This is a genomic window from Schaalia odontolytica, assembly GCF_009730335.1.
Lineage (GTDB): Bacteria > Actinomycetota > Actinomycetes > Actinomycetales > Actinomycetaceae > Pauljensenia > Pauljensenia dentiphila.
The window spans coordinates 209,153-228,560 of sequence record NZ_CP046315.1; the positions used below are offsets into that span (position 1 = coordinate 209,153).

Annotated in this window: 18 protein-coding genes; 10 read left to right on the forward strand and 8 right to left on the reverse strand. The window is 67.6% G+C overall.

What is annotated here, in order from left to right; genetic code table 11:
* The first annotated feature begins 8 nt into the window (after window positions 1-8).
* Both FOC40_RS00990 and FOC40_RS00995 read left to right on the forward strand, forming a co-directional pair.
* On the forward strand, window positions 9-479 hold the full coding sequence (locus FOC40_RS00990; RefSeq protein ID WP_003797116.1) for a hypothetical protein: 471 nt from the start codon (window positions 9-11) through the stop codon (window positions 477-479).
* A gap of 43 nt (window positions 480-522) precedes the next feature.
* Window positions 523-1,008: a hypothetical protein gene (locus tag FOC40_RS00995; RefSeq protein WP_003797118.1), complete on the forward strand. Its 486-nt coding sequence runs from the start codon at window positions 523-525 to the stop codon at window positions 1,006-1,008.
* 123 nt (window positions 1,009-1,131) lie between these two features.
* On the opposite strand, the gene hemL is transcribed toward FOC40_RS00995, so the two are convergent.
* The 6 genes from hemL to hemE are packed head-to-tail and all read right to left on the reverse strand — an operon-like array spanning window position 1,132 to window position 7,988.
* Window positions 1,132-2,517 (reverse strand): glutamate-1-semialdehyde 2,1-aminomutase, encoded by a 1,386-nt coding sequence (gene hemL, locus FOC40_RS01000; RefSeq protein WP_039929855.1) that lies wholly within the window; start codon window positions 2,515-2,517, stop codon window positions 1,132-1,134.
* A gap of 48 nt (window positions 2,518-2,565) precedes the next feature.
* A complete protein-coding gene (gene hemB, locus FOC40_RS01005; RefSeq protein ID WP_003797122.1) occupies window positions 2,566-3,597 on the reverse strand; it encodes a porphobilinogen synthase in 1,032 nt (343 codons plus the stop codon).
* A complete protein-coding gene (locus tag FOC40_RS01010; RefSeq protein WP_003797123.1) occupies window positions 3,594-4,400 on the reverse strand; it encodes a uroporphyrinogen-III synthase in 807 nt (268 codons plus the stop codon). The genes hemB and FOC40_RS01010 overlap by 4 nt, the downstream gene beginning before the upstream one ends.
* Window positions 4,397-5,431, reverse strand: coding sequence for a hydroxymethylbilane synthase (hemC, locus tag FOC40_RS01015; RefSeq protein ID WP_155844090.1), 1,035 nt, complete (start codon window positions 5,429-5,431; stop codon window positions 4,397-4,399). The genes FOC40_RS01010 and hemC overlap by 4 nt, the downstream gene beginning before the upstream one ends.
* Complete coding sequence (locus FOC40_RS01020) at window positions 5,428-6,894, reverse strand: protoporphyrinogen/coproporphyrinogen oxidase (RefSeq protein ID WP_155844091.1); 1,467 nt, start codon at window positions 6,892-6,894, stop codon at window positions 5,428-5,430. Before FOC40_RS01020 ends, hemC begins: the two co-directional genes overlap by 4 nt.
* Window positions 6,891-7,988, reverse strand: coding sequence for a uroporphyrinogen decarboxylase (gene hemE / locus FOC40_RS01025; protein WP_003797148.1), 1,098 nt, complete (start codon window positions 7,986-7,988; stop codon window positions 6,891-6,893). The genes FOC40_RS01020 and hemE overlap by 4 nt, the downstream gene beginning before the upstream one ends.
* Before the next feature lie 241 nt (window positions 7,989-8,229).
* Between hemE and FOC40_RS01030 the strand changes: the two genes are divergently transcribed.
* From FOC40_RS01030 to FOC40_RS01040, 3 genes are all read left to right on the forward strand, one after another.
* Window positions 8,230-9,552, forward strand: a complete 1,323-nt coding sequence (locus FOC40_RS01030) for a glutamyl-tRNA reductase (RefSeq protein WP_039929857.1) — start codon at window positions 8,230-8,232, stop codon at window positions 9,550-9,552.
* On the forward strand, window positions 9,549-10,499 hold the full coding sequence (gene rarD / locus FOC40_RS01035) for an EamA family transporter RarD (RefSeq protein WP_003797154.1): 951 nt from the start codon (window positions 9,549-9,551) through the stop codon (window positions 10,497-10,499). The genes FOC40_RS01030 and rarD overlap by 4 nt, the downstream gene beginning before the upstream one ends.
* 226 nt (window positions 10,500-10,725) lie before the next feature.
* A complete protein-coding gene (locus FOC40_RS01040) occupies window positions 10,726-11,256 on the forward strand; it encodes a hypothetical protein (RefSeq protein ID WP_155844092.1) in 531 nt (176 codons plus the stop codon).
* 361 nt (window positions 11,257-11,617) lie between these two features.
* Here the strand turns inward: FOC40_RS01040 and dnaB are convergent, their stop codons facing one another.
* Entirely contained in the window at window positions 11,618-12,970 is a 1,353-nt protein-coding gene (gene dnaB, locus FOC40_RS01045) for a replicative DNA helicase (protein ID WP_003791442.1), read from the reverse strand.
* A 338-nt stretch (window positions 12,971-13,308) separates the two neighbouring features.
* On the opposite strand from dnaB, the gene FOC40_RS01050 reads away from it, so the two are divergent.
* From FOC40_RS01050 to rplI, 5 genes are all read left to right on the forward strand, one after another.
* Complete coding sequence (locus FOC40_RS01050; RefSeq protein ID WP_004565450.1) at window positions 13,309-14,682, forward strand: MATE family efflux transporter; 1,374 nt, start codon at window positions 13,309-13,311, stop codon at window positions 14,680-14,682.
* Window positions 14,683-14,947: 265 nt separating this feature from the next.
* Window positions 14,948-15,238 (forward strand): 30S ribosomal protein S6, encoded by a 291-nt coding sequence (gene rpsF, locus FOC40_RS01055; RefSeq protein ID WP_007589137.1) that lies wholly within the window; start codon window positions 14,948-14,950, stop codon window positions 15,236-15,238.
* 35 nt (window positions 15,239-15,273) lie between these two features.
* Window positions 15,274-15,840: a single-stranded DNA-binding protein gene (locus FOC40_RS01060; RefSeq protein WP_004565449.1), complete on the forward strand. Its 567-nt coding sequence runs from the start codon at window positions 15,274-15,276 to the stop codon at window positions 15,838-15,840.
* A gap of 94 nt (window positions 15,841-15,934) precedes the next feature.
* Window positions 15,935-16,177, forward strand: coding sequence for a 30S ribosomal protein S18 (gene rpsR / locus FOC40_RS01065; RefSeq protein ID WP_003791435.1), 243 nt, complete (start codon window positions 15,935-15,937; stop codon window positions 16,175-16,177).
* Window positions 16,178-16,198: 21 nt separating this feature from the next.
* Window positions 16,199-16,657 carry a 50S ribosomal protein L9 gene (gene rplI, locus FOC40_RS01070; RefSeq protein WP_004565448.1) on the forward strand — a complete coding sequence of 153 codons (459 nt, stop codon included), beginning with the start codon at window positions 16,199-16,201 and terminating at the stop codon, window positions 16,655-16,657.
* Between the two features lie 354 nt (window positions 16,658-17,011).
* Here the strand turns inward: rplI and FOC40_RS01075 are convergent, their stop codons facing one another.
* Window positions 17,012-19,372, reverse strand: a complete 2,361-nt coding sequence (locus FOC40_RS01075) for a transglycosylase domain-containing protein (protein ID WP_004565446.1) — start codon at window positions 19,370-19,372, stop codon at window positions 17,012-17,014.
* Window positions 19,373-19,408 lie beyond the last annotated feature (36 nt).

Consider the following 19,408-nt stretch of genomic DNA (forward strand, 5'->3'; position numbering starts at 1 on the left):
CACGACCCATGAGCATCAGACCCGCACGCGTCCGCGCCATCGTCGTGGCCGTCCTCGTCCTGGCCTTCGTCATCCCCTGGACCTACGCACACATCGCCTACTCCTGGGACTGGAAAGAACAATCCACAGGTGAGGCCTGCACCGGCCGATACTACCTCACCCCATACGACAAGCAACGATCCATGAAACTGGGAACCATCTCCGACGGACGCCTCGTCTACATCGGTATTTCCGGAAAAGTCTCCATGGGACGCCAGATCGGCTCCTTCGGCCTATCGGCACGCGACGACAACGACCACTTCGACTTCCTCGGGGGTGCTGAGGATTTACACCTCGGCGACACTACCACCATCGAGGGGGTCGGCACCTTCACCCTCAAGGAAGCACACTCCGGCATCGTCTGGTTCACCCCCAACCCAGGGAAAGCAACATTCTGCTTTGACCCAGATCCCACATTCACGTTCCGTGACTTCCCATAACAAACTCACGGACGACAACCACCATCACCACAGAAGCACACCCATGAGCATCAGACCCGCACGCGTCCGCGCCATCGTCGTGGCCATCCTCGTCCTGGCATTCATCATCCCCTGGACCTACGCCCACATCGCCTACGCCTGGCGATGGAAACGATTCCAAACGGGCACCCGCATCACCTGCCAGGACAGGTATCTTGTAAGTGGCAATCCTCACCAACCATCGCAACTACTGGGAAACCTGTCGAGTGGCTTACCCGTGCTTGTCAGGGTCAAGGGTGAAGTTGTCATCGGAACAGAAACCGCCAGTCTGGGGCTATCTGCGGTTGACGGCGAGAACTTCCATCGCCTCGGCCTCGTCACTGAGATTCATCGAGGCGAGTCCACCACCATCGCGGGGGTGGGTACCTTCACCCTCAAGGAAGCCCACTCCGGCACCGTCTGGTTCACCCCCAACCCCGGCGGAGCGGCCTTCTGTTTCGACCCAGACCCCACATTCACGATGAACAACTTCGCACAACAAGGCCACTGACGACAACAACCGCCCCAGCGGAGCACCCGCAATCCACCCACCAACGGTAGAGACGAGGGATGGGGACCCACCAGGATCCCCACCCCTGAGCCGTTCACGCCACAGATGACGCGACGCGGTCGATTACTCGGGCTGAGCTGCAGCGGCCGCCTGCGCGGCCGCCGGAGCCGCGGCGGCAATAGCATCCAGCTCCGCCTCGCCGTGAGCGCCGGACACGAACCACACCTCGTACACCGAGGGCGGCAGGGCCACACCCGAGGACAGGAAGGAGTGGAAGAAGGGGGCGTAGCGCCACACCTCCTGGGCGCGCGCCTGGTCGTAGTCGTACACGCCCGAGGAGGCCGCGGCCTCGCCGAACATGACGGAGAACAGGGATCCCGTGCGCTGGAGACGGTGCGCGACGCCGGCAGCGCTGAGCGCGTCCGACACGATCGTGCTGATCTCCTGGGCCGAGGCGTTTACGCGGTCGTACACGCCCTGATCAGCCAGTTCGAGGGTGCGCAGGCCGGCGACCGTGGCCAGGGGGTTGCCCGAGAGCGTGCCCGCCTGGTAGACGGGGCCCAGGGGGGCCAGCAGGTCCATGACGTCCGCGCGCCCGGCGACGGCCGCCAGGGGCATACCGCCGCCCACGACCTTGCCGAAGGTCACCAGGTCTGGCACCCAGTCGGCACCCTCCACGCAGGACGCGTCAACGAAGCCGGCACTGTAGCAGCCCGAGGGCGCGCCGTCGACCCACCCGGCCACGGCCTCGAGGCCCCACCAGCCGGCGGGGTCGACACGGAAGCCGGTGAGGACCTCGTCGAGAATCATGAGCGCGCCGTGCGCGGTGCACAGCCGGCGGATCTCGCGGTTCCACCCGGGGTGGGGCGGGACCGTGCCCATGTTGGCGGGGGCACCCTCGAAGATAACGGCGGCGATACTGTCACCCACCTGCTCGAAGCACGCGCGCAGGGCCTCAACATCGTTGTAGGGCAGGACGATCGTCTGGGCGGTGATGGCCTCGGGGACACCGGCAGAACCGGGCAGGCCACCCGTAGCAACGCCCGACCCGGCGGCGGCAAGCAGGCCGTCGGAATGGCCGTGGTAATTGCCGGCGAATTTCACGATAAGGTCACGCCCGGTGGCGCCGCGCGCCAGGCGGATCGCCGTCATCGTCGCCTCGGTGCCCGTGGACACGAAGCGGACACGCTCCGCGAAGGGCACGCGCTCGCGCACGGCGCTGGCCAGCAGCGTCTCAGTTTCGGTGGGTGCACCGAAGGACAGGCCACGCAAGGCGGCCTCCTGGACGGCTGCCACCACCTCGGGGTGTGCGTGGCCGAGCAGCGCCGGGCCCCACGAGCCAACAAGGTCCACATAGGAGCGTCCCTCGACGTCGGTGACGCGTGCGCCGCTCGCGCTCGCGATGAAGCGCGGGGTGCCGCCGACGCCGCCGAAGGCGCGCACGGGCGAGTCGACGCCGCCGGGAATCACGGATTTTGCTTGGGAAAATGCGGTTTCGTTAGTGGTCATAGCTACCTTCATCGGGGGTAAGAGGGATAGCGGCACGCGGAAGCGCGCTCAGCGGGTCCGGCGGGCGACCTCGAGGGCCCAGTAGGTGAGGACGGAGTCGGCTCCCGCGCGGAAGATGCCGGTCAGGGATTCGTCGATGACGCGGGTGCGGTCGATCCACCCGTTGGCGGCGGCGGCCTCGACCATCGCATACTCGCCGGATACCTGGTAGGCGGCGACGGGAATATCGGAGGCGGCGGCCACGTCGGCCAGCACGTCCAGGTAGGGGCCGGCGGGCTTGACCATCAGCATGTCGGCGCCCTCGGCCGCGTCGAGCAGCGCCTCGAAGAGACCCTCGCGTCGGTTCGCGGGGTCCTGCTGGTAGGTGCGTCGGTCGCCCTTGAGCGTGGAACCGACGGCCTCGCGGAAGGGCCCGAAGTAGGCGGACGCATACTTCGCGGAGTAGGCGAGGATGGCGACGTCCGCGTGTCCCGCCTGGTCGAGGGCGGCGCGGATCGCGGCGACCTGGCCGTCCATCATGCCCGAGGGCGACACCATGTGTGCGCCCGCGCGCGCCTGGGAAATCGCCATCGCCTGGTAGAGCGGCAGGGTCGCGTCGTTGTCGACACCCCCTTCGGAATCGAGGAGGCCGCAGTGCCCGTGGTCGGTGAACTCATCCAGGCAGGTGTCCGCGCACACGACGAGCGCGTCGCCGACCTCGGCGCGCACTGCGGCGAGGCCGCGGTTGAGGATCCCGTCCTCCGCCCACGCCTGGGAGCCGATCGCGTCGCGGCGGGCGGGCACGCCGAACAGGTCGATGGCACCCACGCCCGCTTCGGCGGCCTCGGCTGCGGCCCGGCGCAGCGAGTCGATCGTGTGCTGGTACTGGCCCGGCATTGCGGTGATCTCGCGGGGCTCATCGATGTCGTCGCGCACGAAGACGGGCCAGATGAGCTTGGCGGGATCGACGTGAGTTTCGCGCACGAGCGCGCGCATCGCTGGGGTCGAGCGCAGGCGGCGCGGGCGAATCGTCGGGATCGGGGAGGAGTCCACCCCGGCCTCGGCGAGGTAGGAGGTAACGGATTCGGGGACGGTGGTCATGAGTCTCTTTCTTCAGGTGCGTCGGCTTGGGCGGGGCGGTCGAGGGCGTCGATGAGGGCGCGGACGATGGCATCGGGTGTGGGGGACGAGGCCTGGGCCGCGACCGCGATCCCCTGCCGACTGGCGGTGGCTGCGGTGGGTGCGCCGATGGTCACGACCCGAGTTGAGGGGGGCGGCAGGCCGAGGAGCGGGGCGAGGGCGCGCGCCTGGGAGGAGGCGGTGAGGACCGCCGCGTCGTAGTGCCCCGCGCGGAAATTCCCCGCGATATCGTCGGGAATATCGGTGGCGTCGGCGTGAGTGGTGGTGTAGGCGTCGACGGCCTCGACGCTCCAGCCAAGAGCGCGTAGCCCGTCTGGCAGCGTGTCGGGCGCTGCCGCCGACCTGGGGATGAGGACCGGGCGCTCACCGGAGGCCGGGGCAGGGAAGCATTCGAGCAGCGCGGCGGCGGATCCGGCTCCGGTCACGTCCGCACTCACACCCGCGTGGTCGCTGATCCATCGGGCCGTGGCCTCGCCGACGGCGGCGATGCGCGTGCCGAGCGAGCGCGCTCGTGGAAGGCCAGAAACGACGGCCCGCGCGGCCCTCCAGGAGGAGAACACAACCCACGCGAATCCGCCGTCAGCAAGCCGGTCACGGGCCGCATCGAGCTGCGCGGAGTCGAGCGGCGTCGACACAGTGAGGGCGAGAGCATCCACCTGAGCCTCGGCCGTCCGCAGGGCGCGCGCGATGGCGTCATCGGACTTGGTGCGGGTCAGGAGGATCCGCCGCCCGGTCAGGGGTGCGCTCGCGTGGGGCTCGTTCACGAGGATTGCCTCGGCGCTTTCGTCGCTCCCAAGTCGGTGACCTCGGCGGCGCCTCCCGCGAGCAGCTGGCGCGCCACGTCCTCGCCGAGGCGGGCGGCCTCGTCCAGACCAACCGAGTCCGTGAGCGCGAGCGAGCCTCTCGCCTTGACCCGCTCGCGCCCGTCGACGCTCATCACGCGCGCGTCGAGCAAGAGGACCGAGGAGGCCTCGTCCACGCGAGCGAACGCACCCACCGGTGCCGCGCACCCCGCACCCAGGGCGGAGAGAACGGCCCGCTCGGCGCTGGCCGCGAGCGCAGTCGGCCGATGGTTGAGGGTGCCCAGGAGGGCGTGCAGGAGGGGGTCGTCCTCGTCGCGCGTTTCGATGGCGAGGGCGCCCTGCGAGGGGGCGGGCATCATGATCGCTGGGTGGAGCACGTCGGTGGCGTGGGCGTCAAGGCCGATGCGCCGCAGCCCGGCAAGGGCGAGGACGACCGCGTCGAGGCGCTCACCCGTGCCGAGGGCGGAGGGCGCGGTGCCCGCGTCGGCACCCAGGTCGAGGCCGCGCACGCGCGAGAGCCTCGTGGGGACGTTGCCGCGCAGGTCGCAGACAAACAGGTCGGGGCGCGCGGCGAGCACCTGGGCGGCGCGCCTGGGCGAGCCCGTGCCGACAAGCGCGCCCTCCGGCAGGGATGCCAGAGTCGCCCCGTCGGCTGCGCACAGGGCGTCGCGGGGGTCTTCACGCTGCGGGACGGCAGCGATGCGCAGCCCCGGCGTGGGGGCGGTGGGCAGGTCCTTGAAGGAGTGAACGGCCAGGTCGCACTCTCCCCCGAGGAGGGCGAGCCGCAGCTGAGCGGCGAACACGCCGACGCCACCGAGCGCAGCCAGGGGCTCCGCTGATACGTCGCCGTGCGTGCGCACGACCTCCAGATTGACGCGCACCTCCTCGCCGAGGCGAGCCCCGGCCTCTTCGATCGCCCGCGCGACGGTGGTGGATTGGGCGAGCGCCAGGCGCGATCCCCTGGTTCCCAGAACGAATGTCCGCGTGGTCATAGCAGTCCTTTCGCGCCCGCGCGGGCGTGTGTGACAACGGAGGCGATGCCAGTTCCCGCGACCCAGGCGCCCGTGAGCGCCACTCCCCCCAGGGGACGCACCTGTTCCTCGAGCGCTCTCACGCAGCCGCGATACTCTGGCGGCAGGGGTGGGAGCGTGCCGTTCCAGCGGGCGAGGAGGTGGTCGGTGACGGCCTCGGCGGCGATGGTGACGCCGGTGAGCGTGCGGATGTCGCGCAGGGCCCCCTCGACGGTGACGGCGGGTTCGGCCTCGCCGAGGCGCCCGTAGGACAGGCGCAGTAGGTGCGTGTGGGGCGGGAGTTGGTCGGCGAGCCAGGGCCACTTGACGTTGAGGTGGGACAGCGCCTTTGCCGCCACCGGCCGCTCCTCGGCGGGGGCGGGCGCGACCAGGAGGCCCTGGGAGACGGGCGCGTCATCCAGCTCGGGGGCGCGCACGGCCAGGGTGAGGCGCGCGATGGGCGCACCCTCGGGAACGCTCACATCGGGCACGAGGCCGGGGATGCGCGCCTCGGTCAGCAAGCGCAGGGAGGCGTTGGCGCTGCAGGCGAGGACGAGGCGCTCCGTCGTAACGCTCACCCCCGGCCCGCTCGGCACGGGTTCAGCTCCGGGGGTGGGCCCGGGCTTGGTCGGCCCGCACTCGAGGGTCCATCCCGCGGCCTCCCGCCTCAGTGAGAACGCGCCCGCGCGGGTCAGGACGGTTCCCCCGGCCTCTTCGATGGCAGCCCTCAGCGCGTCGACGAGGACGAACATGCCGCCCTCGACGCAGGCTTCGGGGGTGCGGCGCGATCCGGCGGCGGCCAGACGCGCAGCGACCGCAGCGGCCAGGGATCCGTGACGGGCAGTGTCGGCGCGCAGGCCGGGAGCGACCGTGTCGGTTGCCAGCACGGAAGGATCGGCAGTGTAGATGCCCGCGATGATCGGCCGCACCGAGCGCTCCAGCACGGCCTCCCCCATGCGCGCGGCCACGAAACCGGCCAGAGTCTCCCCGGCCTCGTCCATGCCGATGCCGCCACCCATCGAGCGATCCTCGAGCGCGCGGCGCACCCCGGCCTCGCCGAGCACGTGGGCGCAGTCGGGCGCGTCCGGGTGGGCCGGGATTCCCAGGAACGAATCGCGCAGGAAGGGACGCAGCTCCCAGCCGCCGCGCAGGGCGGGGGCGTAGAGGCGGGCGCCCGAGCCGGCAGGCTCGACCGAGGTCAGCCCCAGGGCCTCCACAATCGAGGAGGTGTCGGTGCCACGCACGACGTATGTCTCCGCGCCCAGGTCCACGTTCGCTCCGCCGACCGTGCCGCGGGCGATGAGGCCACCCAGGTAGCCGCGCGCCTCAATCAGAAGGGGACGTACGCCCGCGCGAGCCAGTTCCCACGCGCTCACGAGGCCGGCGATGCCACCGCCGACGACGACCGCGCCGGGGTGGCTGGGGATGGCCGCCAGGGGGTTCATCGTTCGTCACCCAGCTCGTGCACCAGCTCCACGATGCGCGTCAGCACGTCGGGGTCGGTCGTGGGTGGCACACCGTGCCCAAGGTTGAAGACGTGCCCCGAGGCGGAGCGCCCAGCGTCGAGGATATCTCGAACAGCCTGTTCGATAACGTTCCACGGAGCCTGAAGCAGCGCGGGGTCCAAATTCCCCTGCACGGCCTTCCCAGGCACCTGAGTGACGGCCCACGACAGGTCCGTCTTCCAGTCCACGCCCACGCAGTCGGCACCGACCTCGGCCATGTCGGCCAGGATCGGCGCGCTGCCCGTCCCGAAGTGGATGAGCGGAGCACGCTCACCGGTCACCGGGCTGACGGCACCCGCGACGCGCTGCGCAACCAAGCGCGAATACGGCGCGACGGATTCCCTATAGGTACGAGGCGAGAGAGACCCCACCCACGAGTCGAAGAGCTGCGCGGCGCTGGCGCCGGCCTCGATCTGAGCGGTAATAAAGTCGGCACTCACCCACGCACACCAGTTCATGAGAGCATCCCACGCGCCCGGGTCGGACGCCGCGAGCGACCGCGCGGCCATGTGATCGCGCGAAGGACGCCCCTCGACCATGTATGCGGCCAGGGTGAAGGGGGCGCCGCCGAATCCAATGAGCGACGTGGAGCCTAGCTCGCGCACCGCCGTTGCGACGCCGTCGCGCACGGACTGGGCTCCCTCGGCGCAGTCACGCGCGCGACCGGTGGAATCGGTCCAGGACCCCTCCCCGTAACGATGACTCAGCAGCTCATCGATGCTCTCGCGCGTGCGATAGGGATGATCAAGGACCGGGCCAACCCCCGGCTCAATCTCGACACCCACCCCGGCCAGGCGCAGAGGGACCATGATGTCCGAAAAGAAGATGCCCGCGTCCACGCCGTGGCGCCGCACGGGCTGCACCGTTGCCTCGGCGGCCACGTCAGGGCGCAGGCAGGCCTCGAGCATGGGCAGGCCGACGTCGGCGCGCAGCTCGCGGTACTCAGGCAGGGAGCGTCCGGCCTGACGCATGAACCACACGGGGGTGGGCCCGCGTTGCCCGGTCAGGGCGGCGATCAGCGGGGGCGTCGTCATGTGTCTCCCTTAATTTAATGATGTATTCATGCGTTAATTCGCGCATTTCCGTCGTTTTCCAGTCTAGTTCAAGACAATTTCTCACACGTCGCAAACGCTTGATTTTACGTGCCTTTATGTCCATTTATCCGCAGGAGAGCACCATTTATTTCGTCAACATTCCGAAATGACACGGCGTCACCAACAAAAATAGCTTCGCTCCTCTGCCCGCGCTACCCGCGTGCCCTTAAATGGACGAGTTGTGACTATTCATGTGCTCTCCGCGGACCACCGCTACACCCCCCTTGACGACATCGCCCGGCTCTCCGGCGCGGACGACCTGGGTCCTACCCTCATGCGCTCGCTGCCAAAGGCCCGCGGAGTCATGGTCTTGCGCACCTGCAATCGCGTCACCGTCTACGTCGATGCTCCGGCCTCGGCCAACCCCCACGCGCTCAAGGACGCGGTCGAGCGCGAGCTAGCCCAGGCCTCGCACGCGCAGCGCGAGGACGTGCACCTGCGGCACCTGTGGGGTCGCGACGGCCTCGTCGATCTATTTTCAACGGCGGCGGGACTGGAGTCCATGGTCATCGGCGAGCGCGAAATCGCCGGGCAGATGCGCCGCGCCGCGCACACAGCCTGGGAGGACGGGACCCTCAGCTGCGACCTGGGGCGCGCCGCCGAACGGGCCTCTGCGACCTCCCGCCGCGTCGCCACCGAGACCGGACTGGCCGGGGCTGGACGATCCGTCGTCGCCGTCGGCCTCGACATGGCTGCGGCTCACCTGCGACCGTGGGAGGGCGCGCGCGTGCTCATCGTCGGCACGGGCGCCTACGCGGGGGCGACCGTCAGCGCCCTGCACGCGCTCGGCGCATCGGACGTGGCCGTCTACTCGACGTCCGGGCGCGCACGCGAATTCGCCGAGGGGCGAGGCATCGGCTGGGTTGATGCCGCAGGCCTGCCCTCTGCTCTGGAACGCGCCCACCTCGTGGTGACGTGCCGAGGGCTGGGAAGCCCCGTCCTGACTCGCGACATGGCCGCCCAGGCCGGGCGTACCGTGGTCCTGGATCTCGCGCTCATGCGCGACACCGAAAGCTCTGTTGCGTCACTCCCGAACATCACTCTCATCGATCTGCCGACCATCCAGGCGTCGGTCCCAGCCGTCGATGCTGACGCACTGACGCGCGCCCGCGCCATCATCGACGAGGAGGTCTCCTCCTTCGAGCGCGGCCTCGGCGCCCGATCCATGGACCCGGTCGTGCGGCACCTGCGCTCACGCGTTTTCCGCATAGTTGAGGAGGAGATCGATCGCCTCGGCGAGGATCCCCTCTCGACCGACGACGCGGCCCGAGCACTGCGTCACCTGGCCGCGCGCCTCATCCACAACCCGACCGTCATGGCGCGCAGGGCGGGCGAGGAGAGCCAGCAGGAACGCTACCTGGAGGCCCTGGGCGTGGTCCTCGGCATCGACGAGACCGCCCTGATTTCGGGGGACGACGCGGCCCCTCACTCTTTCTCGCCAGGTGATCACGGCCGTTCCCGCGGCGGCGTCTGCCCACACGATGTTCATACACTGGGTGCATGAGCACCCAGAAGAACGAACCACGCGCACTCGCCCTCGGCGTTTCCTGCTACGTGATCTGGGGATTCTTCCCCCTGTACTTCTCGCTGCTCTCCCCCGCCGGCGCCGTCGAGGTGATCGTCCACCGCGCGGTGTGGGGCCTGTTCTTCTGTGTTGTTGCGCTCGCTGTGACGGGTTCACTGGGAAAGATCCGCGCGCTGATCGCCGACCGGGGAGCCCTGTGGCGCCTCGCGGTCGCGGGCGGGCTCGTCGTCATCAACTGGTCGGTGTACGTGTACGCAGTCCTCGCCGGCCACACGACTGATGCGGCGGTTGGATACTTCATCAACCCCCTCGTGACGATCGCGCTGGGCCTCATCGTGCTGCACGAGCGCGTCACCCCGATCCAGAAGGTGGCCCTGGCCCTCGGCGTCGTCGCCGTCGTCATCCTCGTGATCGGCCAGCGCGCGGTCCCAATCGTCTCCCTCACACTCGCCCTGTCCTTCGGCCTGTACTCACTCGTAAAGAAGGACGTGGCCGCACGCGTCGACCCGCTCGCGGGCATGGCGATCGAGACGGCCGCAGTCTCACCCTTGCTGCTGGGCTACTACGCCTACCTGGCTGCGACATCCTCGACGTCCTTCCACACGATCGCTTCTTCCGACGACTCTGGGGTGTCCTGGGTGATTCACCTGGCGCTCCTGCTGGGCGCGGGTGCTCTGACGATGATCCCACTCATCATGTTTGCCTCGGCGGCGAGAGGCCTGACCCTGGGGACGATGGGCTTCCTGCAGTACCTGGGGCCCACCCTGCAGCTCCTCGTCGCAGTGTTCATTTTCCACGAGACCGTTCCGACATTCCGCTGGATCGCAATGGGCGTCGTGTGGGTGGCGCTAGCGTGCCTGAGTGCCGACTGGCTGCTTTCCTCCGTGCGCGCCAAGCGCCTGGCGCGCACGGATCACCAGGACTGAGGCCGGGCACGTCCGTTACGTCGGGCACGTCGGGGACGTCGAGCACATCGGGCACGTCGAGCCTGCGAGGAGCACCCACAACCACCGCACCGCGACAAAATTCGCCCAACACGGGGCCTTCACAGGCTCACCCGCGACAAAGTTCGCCCAGCGCAGCCCCTACTACGGTGTTTTCGCAAAAAACTCGCCCAGCACGCCACAAACCGCCGATTCTAGGCCTTTTCTCGTGCGCTGGGCGAACTTATTTGCGCACAGGACACAGCCACGTGGCAACTGTGAAACCACCATCACCACAGCGACCGCTGATGCAGGCCAACGTGAAACCGCCATCACCAATGCTCGCCCCCAAACAGCGACCATTGAAACCACCATCACCTCTGCAACCGAAAAACACATCACAAACGCCCATGTCTCACCCGCAAAGGCGATGACGGTTTCAGTTGGGTCTGAGCCTGCGCGAGCAAAGGCGATGGCGGTTTCATCTGAAGCTCGCCCTGCGCGAGCAAAGGCGACGCCGGTTTCACGCGAGAGATTTGTGATGCCCGCGGGCTATGGCGGGGCCTGGCCGAGCGACCAGCGGGCGGCCGACGTTACAAACGTCGTCAAACCACCACGATTTAAATCACCTCGCGAGGACCTCTGTTACAAACGTCGTCAATCTGAGCCCAAAAACCAACATTTTCACCGAAAAAGCCATTGGATTGACGACGTTTGTAACAACAACGCAGAAATCCACACGAAAAACTCCTCGGATTGACGACGTTTGTAACAACACGCACCAGAGCACCCCAAAATCCCAGCACAACAAGCCAGACCACATTGGGAGTCCGGAGAACCTGGCTACGGTGCCCGTGGGCGGCGGCGGGGCCTGGCCGGGCTTCGAGCCGACGCGTAGAGCTGCCGAACAGCGACCCGGTCCCACTGGTGTGGAGGGCGCCGGAGGGTCCGGAGGGCACGGGCGGGCTTCGAGGCGCGGCGCCGAACGAAGTGAGGACGCCTAGCCTCGCGGGCGGCCGGGGCCTCCGGCGCCCGGAACACCCGTGGGGCGCACAAAGCAGACCGGCCCGACGAGTCAGGCCCTCCGGCGCCAGCAACACCAGCGACCGGGCAAACCGCCCTTACTCTCCGCCGCCGGGCTCCGGGCGTCCCGTGTAGTTGACGAAGCGCGCCATGTCGCCCTGGAAGAGGGCGGTGACGGTCGCGGTCGCGCCGGCGCGGTGCTTGGCGACGATGATGTCGGCCTCGCCAGGGCGATCTTCCTTGTCGTAGTAGTCGGGGCGGTGCAGCAGGATAATGATGTCGGCGTCCTGCTCGAGCGAGCCGGACTCACGCAGGTCGCTCATCATGGGCTTGCGGTCGGTGCGGCCCTCGGAGTTACGGTTCAGCTGTGCGACTGCAATGACCGGGATGTCGAGGTCCTTGGCCAGAAGCTTGAGATTTCGCGACATCGCGGAGACTTCCTGCTGACGCGACTCGACCTGGCGGCCGCTCGTCATGAGCTGGAGGTAGTCAATGACGACGAGTCCCAGGTTTTCCTGCTGCTTGAGACGGCGGCACTTCGAGCGAATCTCCGAGATGGTGATGTTCGCGGAGTCGTCGACGTACAGGGGAGCCTCGCTCATGCGCGAGGTGGTTTCGGCGACCTTGCGCCAGTCGACGTCGCTCATTTTGCCGGCCTGCATCTTGGACAGGCGCACGCCGGACTCGGCGGAGAGCATACGCATCGCGATTTCCTGCGAGCTCATTTCCAGCGAAAAAATCAGCGAGGTGATGCCGTGCTTCATGGACGCGGAACGGCAGAAATCCAGGGCGAGAGTGGACTTACCCATGGCGGGTCGGGCGGCGACGATGATCATCTGGCCTCCGTGCAGGCCCTGGGTGAGTTCGTCGAGGTCGGTGAAGCCGGTGGGTACGCCGTTGAGCTTGCCCTGGTTCTTCTCGATGTCTTCGAGGGCGTTGAGGATGTCCGAGCTCATCTGCGTCATGGAGACGTAGTCGGTGGTTTCGCGCCCGTCGGAGACGGCGTAGACCTCGGCCTGGGCCTGGTCGACGATCTCGTCGACGTCGCCGCCCGCGTCCGCGTAGCCGAGCTGGACGACGCGCGTGCCCGCGGTGACGAGTCGGCGCATGATGGCTCGCTCGCGCACGATGCGCGCGTAGTAGGCGGCGTTCGCGGCGGTGGGCACGGAGGCGATGAGGGTGTGCAGGTAGGCGGCGCCGCCCACCTTCGACAGGACGCCCGCGCGCTTGAGTTCGCCGGCGACGGTGATGGCGTCGGCGGGTTCCGCGCGGCCGTTGAGTTCGACGATGGTGTCGAAGATCGTCTCGTGGCTGGGCTGGTAGAAGTCCTGCCCGCGCAGCATCTCGGAGACGATGTTGGCGGCCTCGGTCGTCAGCATCATCGATCCAAGGACGCTCATCTCCGCGTCGATGTCCTGCGGCGGGACGCGGTCGAACTGGTCGTCGGACATCGTGATCCTCTCGGGTGCGGGGCTTTCTGGGACGAGGCCGGGGCTGGGCTGAGTGCCGCGAGCGCGGCCTGAAGCCCTGTGGATAGAGAGCCTTCAGGCGAAGACTAACGCGTTGTAGGCGATTGCGCGAACGACGCTGTGCGCGGGCATGTGCACATATTGTGGATAACCTGTGCACAACGCCGACGACGCCTGTGCACAACGCGAAACGACCGATCTATCAGGGCAGATATCCTCATCACAGTCACATCATTGTCATTCATTGGGCCATCTAGAATTTCCTAATGCACGGCTTTCCACAGGCCTGTGCACACATTGTGGAAAAGAATCGGAGTGTCATGACGAGCACACAGGGACCCAGCGACCCGACCTCACCCGCGAAGCGTGGGGAGGCCCCGGCCTCGTCGACCCCGACGATCACCACGCGGATGATCCTCTCCCTCGCGCTGCCCTCCCTGGGGGCCCTCATCGCGGAGCCGCTGTTCACCGTCATCGACTCCACGATGGTCGGCCATCTGGGCACCCCGCAGCTAGCGGGCCTGGGCATCGCGTCGACCGTGCTGAACACGGCGGTCGGGCTCTTCATCTTCCTGGCCTACTCCACGACGTCCCTGGCGGGCCGCCACCTGGGGGCCGGGCGGCGCGACCGTGCGATCCGCTCGGGGGTCGAGGCCATGTGGCTAGCGGGAGGCCTCGGCGCCCTCACAGCGATTCTTCTGGCCATCTTCGCCTCTCCCCTGCTCACCTGGTTGGGGGCAGACGCTGCGACGATGCCGCACGCCCTGGCCTACCTGCATGCCTCTGCGCCCGGCCTCGTCGGCATGTTCGTCGTCCTGGCGGCCACGGGCACCCTGCGCGGGTTGCAGGACACGCGCACCCCGCTGGTCGCGGCGTCCGTGGGCGCGGTCTTCAACGCGGTGGCCAACTGGGTGCTCATGTACCCCCTCAACCTGGGGGTGGCGGGTTCCGGCCTGGGCACCGCGATGACGCAGACCCTCATGGCGGCCTTCCTCGGGTGGATGATCGTGCGCGCGGCCCGGCGCGAGGGCGTGAGCCTGCGCCCCTCCACATACGGCCTGTTCGGCGCGGCACTCGAGGGAGCGCCGCTACTCGTGCGCACCCTCGCGCTGCGCGTCGCCCTCCTCGCGACCCTGAGCGCGGTCACGGCGATCTCCACCCAAGCCCTGGCCGCCCACCAGATCGTGTGGACCCTGTGGACGTTCGCCGCCTACGTGCTCGACGCGCTCGCAATCGCCGCCCAGGCGCTCGCCGGATTCACGACCGGCACCGGAGAGCGCGGCGCCATGCGCCCACTCCTGCGCACCCTCTCGCGCTGGGGCATCGGCTTCGGCGTCGCCGTCGGCATCGCTCTGGCGATCACCGCGCCCTGGATTACCCGCATCTTCACGACCGACCAGACCGTCATCGACTACGCGACCGTCGCCATCATCGTCGGCGCGCTCTTCCAGCCCATCGCCGGCTACGTCTTCCTCCTCGACGGCGTCCTCATCGGCGCGGGACGAGGCCGCTACCTGGCCGTCGCCGGCATCGTCAACCTGGTCGTCTACGCCCCGCTCCTGTGGATCATCGCCCACTCGTCCACCCTCACCGCTCGCCCCTCCCTGGCGCTCGCGATGGTCTGGCTCGCCTACTCGGCCGTCTACACAGGCATGCGGGCCCTCACCAACGGGTTCGGCGCCCGCTCGCTGTAGCCGATCGACGAGGCCGGGGCCGGCCTCGTGCGCACCCCCGGTGTCGCGCGGGGTTCGACCTCCCGGCAGGGCGGGCCCAGGCCTCGTCCCGAGGAGCCCAATCGTGACCGGAAACGCCCTAGCGAAGACGCTGCCATCCGTGTAAAGTGGGTAGCTGGACTATCCGCACCCGCGGCCGGTCCAGCAGGCCCTCACGGGCCATACGCAACGCCCTCCTGTCACGGACCGTCCGTGACCGTAAAGACCATAGGAGGTGGGAACCAACGTGCGTAACTACGAACTGATGGTGATCCTCGATCCTTCGATCGACGAGCGCACCGTCGCCCCCATGATGGAGAAGTACCTGGCACCCGTGGCTGCCAACGGCGGATCCGTCGAGAACGTTGACGTCTGGGGCAAGCGCCGCCTTGCTTACGACATCCTCAAGCGTTCTGAGGGCATCTACGTCGTCATCGACATGACCACGACCCCCGAGGTCGCTCTCGAGATCAACCGCCGCATGGGCATCGACGAGACCATTCTCCGTACGAAGCTCCTGCGCCCCGACGCTCACTGAGCCGACACCACACCCTCTAAGCCCGAGGAGCCGACATGGCCGGAGATACCGTCATCACTGTCATCGGTAACCTGACCGCTGACCCCGAGCTGCGTTGGACGCAGTCCGGCGCCGCGGTCGCCGATTTCACGGTGGCCTCCACCCCCCGAACCTACGACCGTAACGCCGGTGAGTGGCGCGACGGCGACACCCTCTTCATGCGCTGCTCCGTGTGGCGCGAGACCGCTGAGAACGTCGCCGAGTCGCTGCGCAAGGGCATGCGCGTCATCGTTCAGGGTCGCCTCACCCAGCGCTCGTACGACACCCAGCAGGGTGAACGTCGCACGGTCGTTGAGCTGCAGGTCGACGAGGTCGGCCCCTCCCTGCGCCGCGCACGCGCGCAGGTCACCCGCACCGCCCCTTCCGGTGGCGGCGGCTACCAGTCCGACAACCGCGGCCAGCAGGGCGCGCCCCAGCAGGGCGGCGGTTACGGCGGCGGCCAGGCTGGATATGGCCAGGGTGGCGCCAACTACGGCGCACCGACCGGCGGCTCCCCCGAGGACCCGTGGCGCTCCGCCCCCGCTGGCGGCGCTACCTCCTTCGGCGACGAGCCCCCGTTCTAAAGTCGCGCGCCCCGGCACCTACGCCGGAAAGCGCCACGTCGAAGACAACACGCTTGGGGCGGCACAGTCCGCCCGGATTCACTAGGAGACCATCATGGCGAAGCCCCAACTTCGCAACAAGCCCATCAAGAAGAAGGCCAACCCGCTGAAGTCGGCCAAGATCGAGAAGATCGACTACAAGGACACCGCTCTGCTGCGTAAGTTCATCTCGGACCGCGGCAAGATCCGCGCCCGCCGCGTGACCGGTGTTTCCACCCAGGAGCAGCGCAAGATCGCTCGCGCCGTCAAGAACGCGCGTGAGATGGCTCTGCTGCCCTACTCCACGACCGGCCGCTGATAAGGGAAGGACACAGCTGATATGGCTACCACGAAACTGATCCTCACCCACGACGTCCCCAACCTCGGCCACGCCGGCGAGGTCGTCGAGGTCAAGGCTGGCTACGCCCGCAACTACCTGGTCCCCCGCGGCTTCGCCGCCAAGTGGACCGCCGGCGCGCAGAAGCAGATCGACCAGATCGCCGCTGCTCGTCGCCGCCACGAGATCGCCACGATCGACGACGCTCGCGCCGTGCGCGACGCCCTCCAGGGTGCCGTTGTCGAGATCTCCGGCAAGGTTGGCAACTCCGGCCGCCTGTTCGGCGCCGTCTCCGCTGCTGCGATCGCTGACGCGGTCAAGGAGCAGCTGGGCCAGACCATCGATCGTCGTCGCGTCATCATCGCCTCGCCCATCAAGGCCGTTGGCGACTACACGGTGACCGTCGGCCTGCACACCGAGGTGTCCGCGAACCTCAAGGTCCGCGTTTCTGCCGCGAAGTGAAGGCTTCACGCATCGGTTGAATGCTGATTGAAGGGGTGGCCCCCGCTCATGCGAGCGGGGGCCACCCCTTTTGCTGCCTGCAAGATCTGACGCTCGTCTACGACACGTCATTGCTTGTCCCCTCTGGGGCGTGGCAACGGAGGGCACATGATGGGAGCACATACGCTCACATCTGGATAGGTTGTGCGCATCCGGATAGGTTATTCGCTTGTGGATAGGTTATTAACCTATCCAGATGTTCATAACCTATCCGGATCGTCGTTTCCTATCCGCGTACGCATACACCCCTGTGAACACACCGCGGGCCCCGAGGATGCTCCTCGGGGCCCGCAACATCGGCGCTAGGACACACGGCTAGTTTCTTCGGCCGCCATTGTTGTTGCCGTTGTTATTGCCGCCGTTATTGTTCCCGCCGTTGCCGTTGTTGGGACCGTTGCCGCCGTTGTTATTCCCGCCGTTGCCGTTGTTGGACCCATTGCCGCCGTTATTGTTCCCGCCGTTGCCGTTGTTGGAACCGTTGCCACCGTTCTGAGAATTCTCGGTGGGCTCGGCGGAGGGCGTCTCGGTGGGGGTAGGCGTCTCGGTGGGCTCGGCAGCGGACTGCGGGGCGTCGGTCGTCGCGCTCGGCGCGGGCGTGGGCGCGTTGTTGTGCACCTTGCGGTTGGACTCGACCTTCCAGGGGAAGTCGTCGCCCGGCAGGTTTGCGGTCGCCGGCTTCATGTAGTCGATCCACACGTCGACCGGCCAGTCGCCGCCGTGGAACTGAGCGAGGCCGCCCACGTCATCCAGGGGCACCGAGTTACCGGCATCGTCGGACTGGTACATCGACACGGCGGTCACCATGCCGGGCACGAAGCCCACGAACTGGGCGGAGAGCTGGTCCGAGGAGGTACCGGTCTTGCCGGCCGTCGTCAGTCGCGCGATCGCGGGATCAACGTTGGCGGCCGTGCCCTCGCCCTTCGTGACAGCCTCGAGGGCCGGCATGATCGAGGAAACTTCCTCGACGTCGAAGACGCGCTTGGGGGCCACGTCGCCGCTGTAGAGCAGCTTGCCGTTCGAGTCCTCGACCTTCTTAACGATGTGGGCGGTGACGCGCTCACCACCGTTCGCGATCGTCGAATAGGCGGTCGTCAGGTCGATGTTGTGCGGCGAGGAGGGGCCCAGGACGTTGAGCAGCTCATCGTTCAGGCCGACCGTGTCCTCGGGGATGCCCGCGTCAATGGCGGCCTTGAGCGTATTCTCCGGCTCAACATCGTCGTTCAGGCCCACGAACACCGTGTTCATCGAGTACGCGGTCGCCTTCACGAGGGTGACGTTACCGAAGGAGTAGCCGCCGTCGTTCGAGACCGGGGTGCCCATGCCTCGGAAATACTGGGGGGACTTACCCGAGTACGTGTCGTAGACCGTGCCACCCAGGCGCGCGTTCGCCAGCAGGGCGAACGGCTTAAAAGCCGAGCCGGCCATCGCGATGTCCTGCGTGACGGCATTCTGCTGGCGCTTCTCATAATCCGCGCCCGCGTACTCGGCGAGGATCTCGCCCGTGGCCGGGTCCATGGAGGACAGGGCCACGTGCTGGTGCGTCGGATCCCAGCCCTCGACCTCGTTCATGCCCTCGGCGGCCGCGACCGCCTGCTCCTGGTGCTCCTTGACGATCGTGGAGGTGATGCGCAGACCACCCTGGCTGATCTTGTCCTCGTCGAACTGGTCGGAGGCGAGGAGCTCCTGCTTGACCTGGGCCATCAGGTAGCCGTTCGTGCCGGTCATCGTCGCGCTATTGAGCGTGTCGGGGTCGATCGTCTCGGGGAACACCGCGGCATCCTTGTCGGCCTGTGTGATCCAGCCGTCCTCAACCATGAGGTTCAGGTCGCGCTCCCAGCGCTCCTTCGCCTTGTCGGGGTTGACGGCGGGGTCCCACGCGGAGGGAGCGGGAATGACGGCCGCAAGGAGCGCCGACTCGGACAGGGTCAGCTGAGAGGCGCCGTGGCCGAAGTACGCCTGGGCGGCCGCGTCGATGCCGTACGCGCCACGACCGAAGTAGATCGTGTTCATGTAGGCGCCGATGACCTCGTCCTTGGACTTCTCACGGTTGATCTTGATGGCCAGGACGGCTTCCTTGAGCTTGCCCGTGTAGGACGTGGTCTCGCCGATGTAGTAGCGCTCCACGTACTGCTGGGTGAGCGTCGAGCCACCCTGGCGGGCGCCGCCGCGCAGGTTGTTGATGAGGGCGCGGAAGATGCCCTTCAGGTCAACACCCGAGTTCGTGTAGAACGTGCGATCCTCGGAGGCCACGATCGACTTCGAGACGTAGTCGGGAAGCGTCGTCGTGTCGATGATCTGACGGTTGATGTCACCCAGGGTGCCCATCTCGGTCGTGCCGTCGGCGTAGTAGACCGTGGTCTTCTGCGCGAGCGCCAGGTCATCCGGCGCGGGTACGGTCAGCGTGTTGTAGAGGTACAGGAACACCGCCATGCCCGCGATAAACACGCCCAGGAAGACGGTCAGAATTGAGTAGCCGATGCGCTTGGCCCACCGGTGCTTCTTCTTCGCCGGGCCCTTCTTACCGGCCGACGACGCCTTGGCAGCCTTCCGGGATGCATGCGATCCGGCCGCGGCGCGCGCCGCACGTCGCGAGGGCAGCGAGTCCCGCCCTGACGTGCCGGAGCCGCCAGGCTCGATGATGTCGTTCCAGTCAGACTGTCCGTTGTTAGTAGCCACGTATTCGCCCTTTCAGCGGATTGGTGTACCCCTAGA